Genomic DNA, 15,741 nt, shown 5'->3' with positions numbered 1-15,741 from the left:
TAAAATTGGCTAAATTTGACGGGCTAAAAATGGCTATATTTGCCGGGCTCTAACATGAATCAGTGCGTCCCGCAAAAAGCCAAGGCCCTGCAGGGGCCTATTTTGAGTCAGTTGTAAAGCCGCCTGTCGGCGGCGCCTTTGCCGGGCAAAGGCCTATCCTCACCGCTCCACGGAGCTCCTTCCAACAGGTGGCAATCCTGCATAGGATTGCCAAGTCAAGCGACATTGGCCCTTTGCCTGCACATAAAAGGGCTTTCCTTTTAATCGCTTGACCGTAAGGAGCCTGACGTTACGGGATTCACCTTTGTGTCACAAACGCTGCATGACGTACTGCCAAAGGCCCCTGCACAATGGCATAAGCTGCATTGTGCAGGAAGATTTCTCGGCTCAGAGTTTCCATAGAGTCCCCGTTCATTGATTCCATGCCCACAGGAAGCCCCGCTTGAGATGACGACGGTGGCAGGCAGCTTACCGTCATTTCAAAAGTTTTTCCGTGAATATAGAGCAGCACAAAAGAGGCAGTGAAGAAAGGATTGTTATTTCTTCACTGCCTCTTTATTTCATGGAAGGATTTCTTTTATTCTTCCTCTTCGTCTTCCGTATCACCGGAAAGGACGTCGATGGATGCGATGCGGTCGCCGTCTTCCAGTCTCTGGAGGATGACGCCCTGGCCTGCTTTGGCTTTCTTGCTTGTAATCTGGCTGGCCTTGGTCTTGATGGTGATGCCCTGCTCGGAAACCCCTACCAGTTCATCATTATCATCGGCAGCCACCAGAGCCACCACTTCGAAGCCTTTCTTAAAGTTGCGGACACCCATGCCGTTTCTTCCCTGGATGCGATAGGCATCGGCCTTGTTCCTCTTGGCGTTGCCGTCGGCGGAGATGGTGAAGATGTCTTTATCGGCAGCAATGACAGCGCCTACCACTTCATCTTCCACACCCTTTACGTCGGAGAGGCGGATGCCATGGACGCCGGCAGCGGCTCTGCCGAGAGACCTGACTTCGTTGTCATTGATGGAGAAGCGGATGGCCATGCCGAAGCGGGTGCCCAGGATAACATCTTCGTCACCTTTCACGCGGAGCACTGTCACCAGTTCATCCCCTTCATTGAGGCGGATGGCGATAAGGCCGTTCTTGTTGATGTTCCTGTATTCCGCGATTTCCGTCTTCTTCACATAGCCCTTCTTGGTCACCATGAGGAGGTACTTCGTATCTTCTCCGGCAGCGTCAATATCCAGAAGCTCCGTCACCCTTTCGCCCTTGGAAAGGCTGGGGATGTAGTTGATGAGGGCGCTGCCTCTGGCGGTACGGCCGGATTTCGGCAGGTCGATGGCGGTCTTCATGTACACTTTGCCGTAGTTGGTGAAGAAGAGGATGCGGTTATGGGTGGAGGTGTTCAGGATCTTCCATACATAGTCCTCATCCTTCATCTTCATGCCGGACACGCCGCGGCCGCCCTTTCTCTGTACCCGGATGTCCGCAGAGTCCATGCGTTTGATGTAGTTCTGCTTGGTGAGGGTGATGGTCATGGGTTCGTCGGGCACCAGGTCGGTGATGGTGAAATCTTCCTGTGCGTCGGTGATTTCGGTGCGGCGGTCGTCGCCGAAGTTCTTTTTCTCGTCCTGCAGTTCTTCCTTCACCACGTTCATGATTTTATCCCTGCTGGAGAGGAGGTCTTCCAGGTAAGCGATTGTTTCCTTCACATCCTTGTAGTCCGCTTCCAGTTTGTCTCTTTCCAGTCCGGTGAGGCGGCGGAGACGCATGTCCAGGATGGCGGTGGACTGCTTATCGGACAGGTCAAACTTGCTCATAAGGGCGTTCTTTGCGATTTCATCGGTTCTAGATTCGCGGATGGTACGGATGACTTCGTCGATATGGTCAAGGGCAATGAGCAGGCCTTCCAGGATATGGGCTTTGGCTTTGGCTTTGTCCAGTTCGAACCGGCTTCTCCGGGTAATGACTTCTTCCTGGTGTTTCAGGTAGTAGTAAAGAATCTGCTTCAGGTTCAGGATACGGGGATGGCCGTCCACCAGGGCCAGCATGATGGCGCCGAAATTAATCTGCATCTGGGTATGTTTGAACAGGTTGTTCAGCATGATTTCCGGGCTCACGTCGGCACGGAGTTCGATGGCGATACGCATGCCTGTGCGGTCTGATTCGTCCCGGAGCATGGTAATGCCGTCAAGCACCTTCTGCCGCTGCAGGTCTGCAATGGACGCAATGAGGCGGGCCTTGTTCACCTGGTAGGGAAGCTCGGTGACCACAATGCGGTGCTTGCCTTTCTGCATATCTTCGATGGCCGTTTTCGCCCGGACGGTAATGGAGCCGCGGCCGGTGCGGTAGGTATCCTCGATACCCTTCCGGCCCATAATGATACCGGCGGTTGGGAAATCGGGGCCCTTGATGTATTTCATGAGGCCGTCGATGGAAATATCGGGGTCGTCAATCATGGCGGACAGGCCATCCACCACTTCCGAAAGGTTGTGGGGCGGGATATTGGTGGCCATGCCTACGGCGATACCGTAGGAGCCGTTCACCAGAAGGTTCGGAATACGAGAAGGCAGTACCACCGGTTCCTGCAGGGAACCGTCGTAGTTGGGCATGAAGTCCACGGTATTCTTGTCAATATCTCGGAGCATTTCCAGGGTGATTTTGGACATACGCATTTCCGTATAACGCATAGCCGCCGGAGAGTCGCCGTCGATGGAGCCGAAGTTGCCGTGGCCGTCTACCAGAGGATAACGGGTGGAGAAATCCTGGGCCATGCGGACAGCGGATTCATATACCGCCGAATCGCCGTGGGGATGAAATTTACCCAGAACATCGCCCACGATACGGGCGGATTTCTTATAAGGCTTGTTCGGGAGCATGCCTGCTTCACTCATGGCATAGAGAATGCGGCGGTGCACCGGCTTCAGACCATCCCGTACATCCGGCAGCGCACGGGTGACGATGACGGACATGGCATAGTCAATATAGGAATTTTTCATCTGCCCTTCCAGCGGGGTATTGATGATTTTTCCTTCCTTCCATTCAATGGAATCCATAGTTCCTCCTTTGATGAGGCATAAAAATAAGGACTTCAGGAAGCCCTGTCAGTCCTTTGGGAACTTACTTTGCTTGTAAGTATTATACCATAAAACCGCTCCCAGCGCCATTTAAAGCCATTTATACGCGTTTCTGCCATTTTCTTATACGAAGGCTTAAAACCGTTTAATCCGTCAAAAGCCCTTTTAAGAAATATTTGCCGCCGGTGCTTCCATATTTTATAAAAATCTCCCTTTTTTTCGTTCCCCATTTTTTATATAATAGGGTATATACTCTTTTTTAACTGAAGGATGTGGAAGAATGAAAAAATACCTGGCAGCCATGGTGATTGCCATCCTGCTTCTGGGAGGCGGCGGCTACTTTGCCTACGTCCATTTCATCAGCGGCGGTCCATGGCAGGGCACCTGGTGGGGCGTGCAGGATGCCGGCGTGAACTGGTCCGGCGACCATATACGAAATCTGGAAACCGTCACCTTTACAAGAAACGACGACAAAACCATTACCGTAGACCATAAGGTACAGCAGGGAAGCAGGGAAGTGAACGGCTCCCTTTCCGGCACCGGCACCGTAGACGGCGGGCGGCTGGTGATTACCCCTGCCAAGGGAGGCAAGGAAATCGCCCTGTCCTACAACACCATATCCAAAACCATTGAGACTCCTCTCACCAATGCCGACAAGACCGATGTCACCCTGACCGTCCTCACCCAGGACAATAATGATGAAATGGAGCAGATCCGGAGCGAAATCGTGCAGATTTCCCAAAAGCCGGAAAATAAAATCGACACCACCCTGTCCTCCTCCAAGAGCTGAACTTTATAGGAAAAGGCGTTGAAGAAATGTGCAATCATTTCTTCAACGCCTTTTTTATTTATTATACCTCTTGGATAGTTTCAAAATGATAAAGGAAAGAGACATGCAGACGGCCAGGCGTCAGACACCGGGGAGCCCGACAGGAAGGCGGGAGGAACACCGCAGCCACACAGCGTAGACCAGTGAGGTTTCTCCACTCTGTGGAGGTCCTGCATAGGACCTCCAAGTCAGCCGAAGTTGGCCTCTAGCCTGCCCAATAAAAGGCTTTCCTATTGTCGGCTGACCAGCTGCGGTCGAAATGACATAGTGCAGTGGAGCGTCTGATGTCTGATTGCCTGTCTGTCTGATAGATTTCACATTTCCTTTTTATTTCCTGTGGAACGTAATAATCACAAGCTCCCTGGAACAGCTGAAGCGGAAGGGGAACCAGCTGGCGTCTCCCCGGGATACATAGCCCATATTTCTGCCGTCACTGTAAAGCCCCCGGGTATAGGTGAAGGGCGTAATGATGGGCCTGCCGAAAAGGCCGAACTGGGTGCCATGGGTATGGCCGGTGAGGGTAATGGCAGCTCCTTTCCGGAAGCCCTCATCAAGGAAAGCGGAATGATGGGCCAGGAAGACCACCGGCGCTCCCTCCGGAATACCCCGGAAAGCCTCATCGGTCATGGAATCCATTTCTATTTCCATGGCCTTTCCCCGTGACCAGGGATAATCCACCCCTGCCACATAGAGAGATGCCCCGTCCCTTTCGATGGTGCCATGCTCATTCACCAGCATCTTCACCGGCGTCTTCAGGAGTTTACTTTCAATGTAATCCTTTCCCCGGTAATACTCATGATTTCCCCACACATAGTAAATGCCGTCCGGAAAGGCAGCATACTTCTCCGACAGCGTATCTGCCGCCTCCGGCATATGACGTATATCGTCGATAAGGTCTCCCGTAAAGAAAAGCACCTGTGCCCCTTCCTGCCGGGCCCGGTCAATCTCCCCGGGAAGGTCGGTATACCGGAAATAGGGACCAATGTGGGTATCCGTCATCTGGGCTGCCTTATAGCCTTCAAAGGCAGCAGGAAGGCCCTCCACATACACATCCAGATGTTCCACCTGCTCCCTGGTATTGCCGTCTACGGAGCCATAGATACCAATAGCCGCCGCAGTGCAGATGGCAGCCAGCGACAGCACCCGGCTCCCCTTCCGGAGCTTTTTTGAAATGGACAGGAGCGACAGAAGGAAAAGGCAGGGAAGAGATACGATTTCAGCCACCATGATCCCGCAGGCCGTATATCCCAGCCACAGAGACCAGAGTCCCAGGCCGTCATAACCTCTGGCGTACCAGAGGAAATAGCCGGCAGGAAGGAAGGAAAGAAGCCAGCTTCCTGCCATATAGAAATAAAACCGTCTCCGCCGGAGAATGAAGGCCAGAAAGGCGCCGTTCAGGATTCCCAGCAGGGAGAAAATCATCAGTATCATCCGTTCAAACAATGGTATCACATCCTTTAGGCCGCTTCGCGGCCGGATTCAGACAGGAAGGTTGACGGCGCCACATGATTGTCCCCCCGCTTGCGGGGGGAAGGTGGTGCCGCAGGCATCAAAGGGGGGCCGGGTTCAGAAGGTTCTTAAGGTTCTAAATTTGACGCAGCCTGCGGCTGCGAGGGTTGTGGTGGCGGTTGCGCCGCAATATATAGCCTGCGTTACGTGCTTCCCCTTTGTGTCACAAATGCTGCATGACGTACTGCCAGAGCCTCTTTCGGTATTTTTTCATCGCGCCGCAGGCGTGGTTGTATGATTTTACCAGCACACCAGCCTACTAACTCAACAGCTCACCAGCCCACTAGTCCACCATTTTCTCCACAAACGCCGCCAGTCTGGCGTGGGGACCGGCCAGGGGGATTTCTCTGTATTCTTCCGGTGAAAACCAGCGGTATTCTCCTTCCGGCACAGCCCCTTCTTTAACGGGATAGGCCTTCATGTGCCAGATACGATGGGTGAAGACATGCTTGTAAATCCAGAGACAGTCTTCCGTTTTCCCGCAGAGAAGCTGTTCCAGTCCCTTTCTGGCGTCTTCTTCCTTTTCTGCCAAAACCATGGGGAATTCCCACATGGAGGCCAACATGCCCTTTGAAGGTCTTTTATGAAGGAGCACCCTGCCCTCCCTGATCCATATGCCGCAGGCTGCCTGCTCTTCTTTAGGCGGCTTCTTTGGCGTACGGAAAGGGAGTTCCTTTTCCTTTCCATTTCTAAAGGCCAGGCATTCTCCTGCCAGAGGGCAGGCGCTGCACCTTGGATTTTTCGGAATGCAGATTTCCGCTCCCAAATCCATCAGGGCTTCATTGAAGTCTCCCGCCCGATCCGGCAGAGTGGCTTCCACAAGGCTCTCTATTTTCTTCCTGCCCCGGCTTTTCAGGATGTCTTCTTCCACCTGGTAAAGCCTTGCATAGACCCGAAGCACGTTGCCATCTATGGCGCCTTCCTTTTTCCCGTAGGCCATGGAGAGGATGGCGCCGGCGGTGTAGCTTCCGATTCCCGGAAGGGCAAGGATTTTCGCCTTGTCATCAGGGAGGCGGCTGCCGTAGGTTTCTTCCATTTCCCGGGCTGCTTTATGGATATTCCGGGCGCGGCTGTAGTAGCCAAGGCCCTGCCACTGGTGAAGCACGTCCGCTTCATCCGCCTCTGCCAGGTCATGGATGGTAGGAAATCTTTCCATCCAGCTGTTGAAATAGGGCTTCACCGCTTCCGTCCTGGTCTGCTGCAGCATGATTTCCGAAATCCACACATGGTAAGGGTTCCTGGGCTTGTCCTCCCGCCAGGGGAGGTCTCTTTTATGTCCATCGAACCAGGTAAGGAGCTTTTCCGGCCAGTTCCTGGCCGGTTTCTTCTCATCCATCATGTCATCTCCCGGAAATCATAATCATAGACGGTCTCTCCGTCTTCTGCAAAATAGATGGTGCCCCGGATTTTCTTTCCCCATAGAATCATGGGGAGCCACACCCTGTCTGCCATCCACATGTCTTCATAGGGGAAATCTTTTACGCTGAACCAGCGGGGTTCCATTTCATCGGAAAGATGGGGTGTCCCCTTCCAGCCCCGGGCAAAGTATACGATGCCTGCATGGGACCATTCGGGATCCGATGGCTGGTGGAAATAGAGATCCGCCGCCATGACCAGTTTTTCCGGCTCCATCACCAGACCGCACTCTTCAAAAAGCTCCCGGCAGGCACACTGGCGCATGGTTTCGCCGGCCTCGATTTTACCGCCGAATCCGTTCCATTTCCCGTATCCCATGCCCCGCCTTTTGCGGCCCAGAAGGATGGCGCCGTCCTCCCGCACCGGGTACACCAGGGATGTATCCCTCACTTTTTGATTCCTTCATAGGTTTCAAAATAGAGTTCCCGGAACATCCTCTTTCCCGCTTCCGTCCTGTAAAGGCGGTGGTAAAGGGCTTCGTTCTGCTTCAGCGGCGCGCCGTCCTCATACTGGTTCACCAGCATATCCGCCTCCGCCAGAATCCGGGCGTCCGGGCCGTCGATACTGCCGTAGGAATGGTGATGGGCCACCAGCCAGCAGATACGGTCAATGTCCTCCTTTTCAAATCCCAGTTCTTCCAGCATGGGACGGGCTTCATCAGGCCCCAGTTCCTGCTGGATCTGGCCATCATTCCTGCCAAACCGTCTCTCTCCTTCATGAATGCCGATATCATGCACATAAGCAGCTGCTTCCAGGCGGAAGAGGGTCTTCTCATCGAGCCCTTCCTCCCTGCCGATCTGGGCAGCAAAAGCGTGAACCTTCAGGAAATGGTGAATCCTCCGGGGATCCCCCTTGTCGTAGGTAATCATAGCTTTGCATAAAGCGGTCAATTGATCCATAATGGTGGTCTCCTTTATTTGAACGTAATACGGGGTACGGTTAGCGTCACTTGCGCGGGGGCTTCCAGCTGTTAGCTGCTAGCTTCCAGGAAAACTGATCCGCCTGCGGCGTTATCCATCCGATATATCCGGTAATCATTTACGCCGCAAGCTGTAGAGCCTTCCTAGTTGCTAAAAGCCAGGGGCTAGAAGCTCCCGCAGGATTGGGCGCCAGCCAGTCCATACAGGCCTGCCAGGCTCCATGTTCCTATTATAACGAAACTTTTCGAAAATAAAAATACCGCAGCCAACGGGTTGCGGTACTTTTCAATCATTTCTTATTTGGAAAGCTTCTGGGCTACTGCGGAAGTGACGTCTACGCCGCCATCTACGACTGCGCCCTGTTCAAGGATAATGTCAAGGCCCTTTTCCTGGCGAACCTGCTGGATAGCTTTTCTAACATCATTCATAATTGGCTGGAAAAGAGACTGTTCCTTTTGCTGCAAATCTTTTTCCAACTCATTAGCAATCTGCTGCTTTTCCTGATCCGTCTTTCCAGCAGTGCGGCTCTTAAAACTTTCTCCCGCTTTCTGGTTAGCCGCTTTCATATCCAGTTGTGCTTTCTGCATTTTAGGATGAGCTGACATTACATAATTTAAATTCACATAACCAATTCCTGCTGCGGAAACAGAGAACATCCCACCAAATGCAATCATTCCAGCAGCCACTGCTGCTACTGCCTTGTTCATTTTCATATATTCCTCCTAATACTACTAACAAGTATCGACATTATTGTTATTGGCTATGAATTTATTCTAATCTAGCATTTCTCCAATGTCAATAACTAAAATATCGAGAGTATTATGATACTTTATATATCCCTGCTTGAATCAGCCCATTAATGTAAACAAGTTTTTGTTGGTCAGAAAATTTTTCAAATTCAGGATAATACACAGAGTATACAGGATCATCCTTCATCCAATTTTCAAATTTATGAATTTGCATTTCGAGATTTTGAACAAACTTCTCCCGAACTTCCGTCAGCGTTTTAAAGTCACCCTTGAATCTAGCAACCTCAAGAGAATATTCAAATGGATTTGCATACTCATTTATCCCAGACATATTAAATGTGCAAGCATCTCTCATTCGTGCTTTAACGGAGTCTTTTACATTTCTACGTGGATCTTTATCAACTACAAAAATATCACGTCCTAATGCAAACGTTCCTTTTCCGTACTCAACCGTACCATAGTCAAATGCATACACTTTATTATCTGAGATATCCTTATCCCCTTCTTTTAGATGTACTTTTACTGTTGGGGAAATCCCTTCAGACTGAGCGCCATAAGCATTTTGATAATGCTCGGTTCTAACTCCAGTCCCTTCTAATTCGATTGTTATGATAAAAGGATCCTTATTTTCTTCCATAAATTTTTCTGCTTTTTCCGGGGCTACCATATCTTGAGGATATGGCTGAACAGACTGAACATTAAATCTCTTTCCATAGTATTCCTTAACATCATTTTCAAATTCATTTTTGGCAGCCGCCATATTGCCATCACTATTCTGCGCTTTTAATATGGAATCCTGAACATAATAGTAGATATTGACATTTCTCTTTTCTGACGTAGGTTCAGAAGCCGTAGCAGAAGTTAAAACGGTACCTGCTAAAAATATACTTGCTAGTACAGCAAAAGCTTTTTTCATATGCTTCTCCTCTATAACGCTGAACAACCACTTTCTAATCAATTCAGTTAATCACATTGTTGATATAATTTATTTTTCTTAAATGTTACCCGCTGAAATTTAATAGCAGGAAGAACCCATCATTATAATATCACCAATTACATTCAGACAGCCTTAGCCCTGACGAAGTCACAGCCCTGTCCGGAGGGCAGGGTCCCGGCCGAAGGCCGCTGCCCGTTCTTATTCCCCTTTCGCCTCGATGGCTGCTGTTTCCGCTTCTTCTGCCATGGCTTCTTTTGCTTCCTTCAGGGCCGCTTCCCGGACTTCTTCCTTCTTTTCTTTCTTCTTCGTAAAGTGGGAAATCACTTCCGGCACCATGTTCAGCACCTTATCGATAGTCCCGTTGCCGGAGGCATTCTTGATGGAGAAGAGTTCCACCCGTTCCCCCTTCATAATGAGCACTGCCGTAGGGGTCACCTTTCCGCCGCCTGCGCCGCCGGAGGTGGTGCCGCCGTGGGCGCCGCTGCCGAAGCCGAAGGAAATATCCACGAAGGGAACGATGGTGGCATCACCCAGGTAAATAGGCTCCCCTACCACCGATTCGGTGGTAATCATTTTTTTGAAATCGTCAAAAATCTGCTTTCTTACTTCATCATCCATTGTCATTTCCCCCTTGTCTGAAATGCCAGAATTCCCTTGCCGGTTTGGACAGGGCAAGCTTTAAAAGTATATACAGTACATATAATGGAATGAGCCGTCCCCGGCCATATCCGGAAAGAGTACATTCCTTATCCACATAATTCCAGGAAATTTCCTCCGCCCCTCCTGGCAGGAAGGCATAGAAGAGACCGCAGAGGATGCCCGTATGCATGGGATCCCCCAGCCCCAGGCCTCCTTCCACATGCCATTTTCTGATGAACCCATGGGAAATCAGGTTTCCTGCCGCCTGCAAGCAGCGGGCTGCAAGGCCACTATCTAAGGCAAAGAGGAGCTGTGCCAGGTAGGAAGGATGGCTCTTCTCATGGGCTGCCGGTTCTTCTTCCTTTTCCAAAGGCGGCTCCTCTTCTTGAACCGGAGAAGCGGGCGTCTCTATTTCCTTTATTTCCTCTTTTTTCCCATTCTCCGATGGCGCTTCTTCTTTTTCACCGGCTGTCAGGGTCTCCTCCCAGGCATCCAGGGTTTCATCCAGCTCCGCCAGTGCTCCTTCCTCCACCGGCTCCCCGCTTTCATCTTCGGGCTTATAGAAAGAGAAGGTTTGACCTTTGGAAATCAGCCCCCAGAGCCAGCACACTTTAATGTCCAATTTCCATCTTTCAAAGGACAGGGTATAGGAAAGGGGCACCAGCAGCAGAAGGAATACAAGCGCCAGGAAAATGGTCGTCCCATAAACGAATATCATGGCGATCCATAGAGGCGGCTCAGCCCGTCCGCCGCCTCCTTGACCTCCTTCACCAGGTACGACGGCGCTGTCACCTTCACCAGCGGCGCATGCTTCAGGGCCCAGGCCTTCATAGCGGAAGCCGGGATGGTCACTTCCACAGTCACCAGGTCCTGGCGGGCAGAGAGCAGGCGGGCGGAACGGCCGAAATCATCCATAATGTCGCTCATGAGATGCCAGTCCGCCTCAAAGCTGCAGAGCACCGGGCGGCCGGTATAGATGCTGTGAGCGGAAAAAAGGAAATCTCCGATTTTCTCTCCCGCCCCCAGGCCCTTCAGCGATTTCTGCAGCCGCGCCGGCTCCTCCAGTACCGTCACATCGGTCATCATATCCACCTTGAATACGGATATGTCCTCGCTGCCTTCCTCGTTACAGAGGAGGAAATATCGGTCATCGGAAGCGGTAATCTGATAGGGGCTGACCTTGTAAAGCCTGTCCTCGCCGGACACCGTGTACCCGTGATGCCGCTTGCCATCCGCTTCATAATGGTCATAGTAGAAGGATACCCGCTTCTTTTGGGAAAGAGCCCGGAAAAGGAGGGTAAGAGCCTCCCCCGCCTCCGCCGGCTTTCCCGGGGAAGGCAGGTTCTTCACATTATCCTTTTCATCGGAAAAAGTGCGGCTCTGCAGCTTCTTCAGTTTTTCCGTGAGCTGCCGTACCTGCTGGGCAGGAAGGTGGGAGAAATAGAGAAGGTCGATGAGCGCCTTCAGCTCATCCTGGGATACTATATGATCCCAGTACCAGTCCAGCGAAAGGGACGCTTCCTTCCCGTTCACCACCCGGGTCACCTCCCGGCATACCACCGGAAGACCTGCCTCCTTCAGACGGCTCAGATTTCGTCCAATGGATCGCCGGCTCACTGTCATGCCATACTTTTTCTCCATGAAATCAAGGATTTCCTGCTGGGTCAGCGGATGCTCCCGGTCCGACTCCCTAAGGAGGACCTGCACGATCCGCATAATGGACATTTTGCTTCCCGTATCAACACTTTCCCCTGCCACATGACTCACCGCCCTCTGATTTTCAAAATCACTTCATCGCTGATAAAAGATGAAATCATAGTGACAAAAGTGATAAAAGGCGCAAAGGCAGGCCGGTTCAGCAGGCGGTGCACCAGCGCCGCCACCGCAGCGCCGCCCAAAAGATCGCTGGGATAATGAACCCCTGCAAAGAGACGGGAAAAAGCAAGGATGGCGCCCATCAGGGCCATAAGCTTCGACCCCTTCATGCCCATGGACAGAAGCTGCAGCACCACCACCGCTCCATTCATGGTGTGATTGCTGGGAAAAGACGCATTGGCCTTATGGCCCGTAAAATTCCATATCCTGTAATCCCTGGTAAAAGGCCGCTTCCTGAACCACAGCTTCCCGATACCAAAGGAAACCAGAGACGCAATGCACACCCCCAGGAAAGAAAGGATACAGCAGCGCCGCCGCATCTCCCTGTCCTTCCCCGGAGAAAACCACAAAATCAGCCCGTAAATCACAAAGGCCCAGTGACCGTACCGGGCTATGAGATCCATCATCAGATCAAAAGGCCTGACCTTCCCAGCCAGCCCGTTGATTTTTCGTACCATATCCAAATCCGGATTCATGAAAAGCACCTCTTTCCTTGCAGAAGCCTATTTACTATTTTTAATTTTATCATAATACCCTTTGTTTGACAAAAGAGGGCGAAAGGACCTGTTTTATTGTGCCCCCGCCTGCGGGGTGGCAAGGGAACACGAGTCACACCAGCGAACATATTTTGAAGGAACGCAGTGACGCGCAAAATATTGTGAGTCGGTGATAGCCGTGCTGTAGGGGAGCAGAGCGACCTGAGAATCGTGTGACACGCTTCCCTTTGGGTAAAGGTGGTACAAAGTACCAAAAGGGGGGACGGGCCTGAAAGGCCCGAAGATTGTGTAGAAAAGCAGGTTCAGAGGGTGATTGATTGCTATTGGACACGCCTGCAGCGTGAGGGGTCAGAGGGTTCCAAGGAGAAAGGTTGACGGGCCTGAAGGCCAGAAGGTTCTTAAGATTCTTAGGTTTGACAGCAGCCTTTGGCCGCTGAGGGTTGAGGATTGCTGCTTCGCGGCAATGATTATAAAGTCAGCGTTACGTACTTTACTTCCCGACGGGCTCGTTATTCTAAGTGAAGCGAGAAGAATTCTCGGTACGCGGCAGCAGTAACTCACAGGCCGATAAATACCAGTCGGCGGAGAAGCACTGCAGTACATGCCGATAGTGCCTGTAACTAGAACACCAAAACACCAGAACACTAGCTCACCAGCCCACCAGCTCACTAAGGAATACCAGCCGGCGGGAAGGCGCCGCCAGCGCCTCCATGCTATAATGAATCCACAAGAAAGGATTACTATGAGAAAAGTACTGATTACCCTGGCTTCCATCCTGGCGGTGGTGGGCATTATTCTTTTGAATGCCCTCACCTTTTCTACCCGCTATGCCAGAATGATGGAAACATCCATTACCGTCACCTCTGCGGACGACAGCTTTATAGGGAAGAAGATGAAAGAGTTCTTTGCACGGGAGGACCTGGAAGAAAAACTGGCCCGGGAGCTGGACGCCCTCCCCCTTTTCCCCGCCCATCCGGAATATGAGGAAGAACTGGCCTCCCTTATCGTCTCCCTGGGCCGTGACACATCCCTGGAGCTGGTGCGCTGCCAGGGCCGCCGCTACTACGGCGGCTACCGAGTCTGCCTCCTGCTGCCCAGGGAAGAATACCAATTATGGAAAGACCGCTTGAAAGAAAACCTTCCGGAAAACAGGCTCTCATCCATTACCAACAGGGACAACTCCCACATCCGTCTCCGCCAATTCACGGGCTGGGAAGAAAAATCGGAAGATGGTGAATCGCCCTACACCCAGGGTACCGCCAGCTTCCTCCTCACCCAGGGCGGCATGACCCAGCTCGTCTACATCACCGCCGTCATCCTGGAAAAAGAAGACCATGTCCTCCTTGCCCTTTTCATTTCCGACCATAAGCAGGACACCAGGGGCATTCCCTTTGGAGAAATGGCTATAGCGCGCCCTGCGGGCGTAGAAGGTTCTAAAGTTTGACGCCCGCTTTGCGGGCGAGGGTTCTTAGGTTTGACAGCGTCCTTTGGACGCTGAGGGTTGTGGTGGCGGCTACGCCGCAAGTTTACATGGGCCGCTTTGCGCCCGGGTTCAGAGGGTTGCCTCCCCACACAATTGTCCCACCGCTTGCGGGGGGAAGGTGGTGCCGCAGGCACCAAAGGGGGCCGGGTTCAGAGGGGAAGGTTGACGGCGCCTGTGGCGCCGTCGGTTCTAAAGGTTCTAAAGTTTGACACAGCCTGCGGCTGCGAGGGTTGTGGTGGCGGCTGCGCCGCAATATATAGTCTGCGTTACGTGCTTCCCCTTTGTGTCACAAATGCTGCATGACGTACTTCCAGAGCCCCCTTCCTCTGGAAGGCCGAAGCCCTGCAGAGGGCTTCTGAGCCGGGCTCTTATTTGAGCATAGCCTGCACATAAAGCGAACACCTTAGAACCCGGCCGCTGTTGTCGCCAGAGCGGGCGGTGGATAGCGGCGTCAGTTCTTTCAGATCTATTTTCAGCACTCCGCGCAGCCCCTTCCAGCAGAAAGCTGACAGCCGAAAGCCGACAGCCACCCTCACTGTCCCACTATCTCACTAATACACTATCCCACTGGTCCACCAGCCCACCAGCCCACTAAAAAAGAGCTCATCAGAGCTCTTTTTTTCCCTCCTCTTTTTTCTTCATAGCCTCTTCTCTCTGCTTGTGAGCCCGGTCATAGGCGCCGGTCCGTTTGAGGGCCATGGAAATGACAGCCACTACGGCACAGAGAAGGATGAAAAGGTTCACCGTAGTGACCCCTTCGCCAAAGCCGATACGGTAGATAGAGTAGAAGAGAACCACCACCAGCAGGAAATCCTGAAATTTTGAAAACATACTGCCTTCCTCCGCTTCATACATTATAATCTTACAATAGCGGAAAGGAGCGGCTTCGTCAAGTATGATTTCCTTTTCAGCAGGTATGGCAGTCTTCGTAGATTCCCTTTTCCTTCAGGAGCTGAATCACGGTCTCACCGATATCTGCCACAGTCTTTGCCACTGGGATGCCTACGGCGTTCAGGGCTGCAATCTTTTCAGCCGCCGTGCCCTTGCCGCCGGAAATGATAGCGCCGGCGTGGCCCATGCGTTTTCCTGGAGGTGCCATGCGGCCTGCGATGAAGGCAGCCACCGGCTTTTTCATGTTTTCATGAATCCATGCAGCCGCCCTTTCTTCTGCATTGCCGCCGATTTCACCGATCATGAGCACCGCTTCCGTTTCCGGGTCCTCATTGAAGAGCTTCAGGGTATCGATGAAATCCATGCCCTTGATAGGGTCGCCGCCGATACCGATGGCAGTGGTCTGGCCGATGCCGGCCTGGGTGAGCTGGAAGGTGGCTTCATAGGTGAGGGTGCCGGACTTGGACACCACGCCTACATGGCCCTTTTTATAAATCTGGGAGGGAATGATGCCGATATTCGCTTCTCCCACGGAAATGATGCCCGGGCAGTTCGGCCCGATGAGACGGGTCTTCTTTCCTTCCATGTAGCGGTGTACCTTCACCATGTCTTCCACCGGGATATGTTCCGTAATGCACACCACCAGCTCAAGGCCTGCTTCCACTGCTTCCAGAATGGCGTCTGCCGCAAAGGGGGCAGGCACGAAAATGACGGAAGCATTGGCACCGGTCACTGCCACGGCGTCCCGGACGGTATTGAATACAGGCACGCCGCAGCATACCTGGCCTGCCTTCCCCGGCGCCGTACCGCCTACAATGTTCGTACCGTAAGCCTGCATCTGCTCCGTATGGAAACGGGCGGCCTTTCCTGTAATGCCCTGTACAATGACCTTTGTATCTTTATGGATTAATATACTCATGACCGACCCT

Annotated in this window: 15 protein-coding genes; 2 read left to right on the top strand and 13 right to left on the bottom strand. The window is 52.3% G+C overall.

Going from position 1 to position 15,741, the window contains the following annotated elements; genetic code table 11:
* Positions 1-577: 577 nt before the first annotated feature.
* Complete coding sequence (gene gyrA / locus Q0482_RS09075) at positions 578-3,046, bottom strand: DNA gyrase subunit A (RefSeq protein WP_299145630.1); 2,469 nt, start codon at positions 3,044-3,046, stop codon at positions 578-580.
* A gap of 301 nt (positions 3,047-3,347) precedes the next feature.
* Between gyrA and Q0482_RS09070 the strand changes: the two genes are divergently transcribed.
* The gene (locus tag Q0482_RS09070) at positions 3,348-3,857 is read left to right on the top strand and encodes a succinate dehydrogenase (RefSeq protein WP_291057503.1); all 510 of its coding nucleotides are present in this window, start codon (positions 3,348-3,350) and stop codon (positions 3,855-3,857) included.
* Between the two features lie 366 nt (positions 3,858-4,223).
* Here Q0482_RS09070 and Q0482_RS09065 read toward each other — a convergent pair whose 3' ends face one another.
* The 10 genes from Q0482_RS09065 to Q0482_RS09020 form a co-directional block, all read right to left on the bottom strand.
* Entirely contained in the window at positions 4,224-5,327 is a 1,104-nt protein-coding gene (locus tag Q0482_RS09065) for a metallophosphoesterase (protein ID WP_299145628.1), read from the bottom strand.
* 361 nt (positions 5,328-5,688) lie between these two features.
* Positions 5,689-6,744 (bottom strand): A/G-specific adenine glycosylase, encoded by a 1,056-nt coding sequence (mutY, locus tag Q0482_RS09060; protein WP_299145626.1) that lies wholly within the window; start codon positions 6,742-6,744, stop codon positions 5,689-5,691.
* On the bottom strand, positions 6,741-7,211 hold the full coding sequence (locus tag Q0482_RS09055; protein WP_298027239.1) for an 8-oxo-dGTP diphosphatase: 471 nt from the start codon (positions 7,209-7,211) through the stop codon (positions 6,741-6,743). The genes mutY and Q0482_RS09055 overlap by 4 nt, the downstream gene beginning before the upstream one ends.
* Entirely contained in the window at positions 7,208-7,720 is a 513-nt protein-coding gene (locus Q0482_RS09050; RefSeq protein ID WP_299145624.1) for an HD domain-containing protein, read from the bottom strand. Before Q0482_RS09050 ends, Q0482_RS09055 begins: the two co-directional genes overlap by 4 nt.
* A gap of 317 nt (positions 7,721-8,037) precedes the next feature.
* Positions 8,038-8,454 (bottom strand): OmpH family outer membrane protein, encoded by a 417-nt coding sequence (locus Q0482_RS09045; RefSeq protein ID WP_299145622.1) that lies wholly within the window; start codon positions 8,452-8,454, stop codon positions 8,038-8,040.
* Positions 8,455-8,560: 106 nt separating this feature from the next.
* Positions 8,561-9,406 (bottom strand): hypothetical protein, encoded by an 846-nt coding sequence (locus tag Q0482_RS09040; RefSeq protein WP_299145620.1) that lies wholly within the window; start codon positions 9,404-9,406, stop codon positions 8,561-8,563.
* A gap of 219 nt (positions 9,407-9,625) precedes the next feature.
* The gene (locus Q0482_RS09035; RefSeq protein WP_299145618.1) at positions 9,626-10,045 is read right to left on the bottom strand and encodes a spore germination protein GerW family protein; all 420 of its coding nucleotides are present in this window, start codon (positions 10,043-10,045) and stop codon (positions 9,626-9,628) included.
* A complete protein-coding gene (locus tag Q0482_RS09030) occupies positions 10,038-10,784 on the bottom strand; it encodes a hypothetical protein (RefSeq protein WP_299145616.1) in 747 nt (248 codons plus the stop codon). Before Q0482_RS09030 ends, Q0482_RS09035 begins: the two co-directional genes overlap by 8 nt.
* On the bottom strand, positions 10,781-11,791 hold the full coding sequence (locus Q0482_RS09025) for a WYL domain-containing protein (RefSeq protein ID WP_299145614.1): 1,011 nt from the start codon (positions 11,789-11,791) through the stop codon (positions 10,781-10,783). Before Q0482_RS09025 ends, Q0482_RS09030 begins: the two co-directional genes overlap by 4 nt.
* Before the next feature lie 38 nt (positions 11,792-11,829).
* Positions 11,830-12,417, bottom strand: a complete 588-nt coding sequence (locus Q0482_RS09020) for a phosphatase PAP2 family protein (RefSeq protein WP_299145612.1) — start codon at positions 12,415-12,417, stop codon at positions 11,830-11,832.
* 763 nt (positions 12,418-13,180) lie between these two features.
* On the opposite strand from Q0482_RS09020, the gene Q0482_RS09015 reads away from it, so the two are divergent.
* A complete protein-coding gene (locus tag Q0482_RS09015) occupies positions 13,181-13,882 on the top strand; it encodes a hypothetical protein (protein ID WP_299145610.1) in 702 nt (233 codons plus the stop codon).
* A gap of 645 nt (positions 13,883-14,527) precedes the next feature.
* Here the strand turns inward: Q0482_RS09015 and Q0482_RS09010 are convergent.
* Both Q0482_RS09010 and sucD read right to left on the bottom strand, forming a co-directional pair.
* Positions 14,528-14,752: an RNA helicase gene (locus Q0482_RS09010; protein WP_299145608.1), complete on the bottom strand. Its 225-nt coding sequence runs from the start codon at positions 14,750-14,752 to the stop codon at positions 14,528-14,530.
* Positions 14,753-14,828: 76 nt separating this feature from the next.
* Positions 14,829-15,731 (bottom strand): succinate--CoA ligase subunit alpha, encoded by a 903-nt coding sequence (gene sucD / locus Q0482_RS09005; protein WP_299145607.1) that lies wholly within the window; start codon positions 15,729-15,731, stop codon positions 14,829-14,831.
* Positions 15,732-15,741 lie beyond the last annotated feature (10 nt).

Origin of the sequence: uncultured Dialister sp., assembly GCF_937959425.1 — a bacterium.
Classification (GTDB): domain Bacteria; phylum Bacillota; class Negativicutes; order Veillonellales; family Dialisteraceae; genus Dialister.
This window is presented reverse-complemented; position numbering and strand designations above follow the sequence as displayed.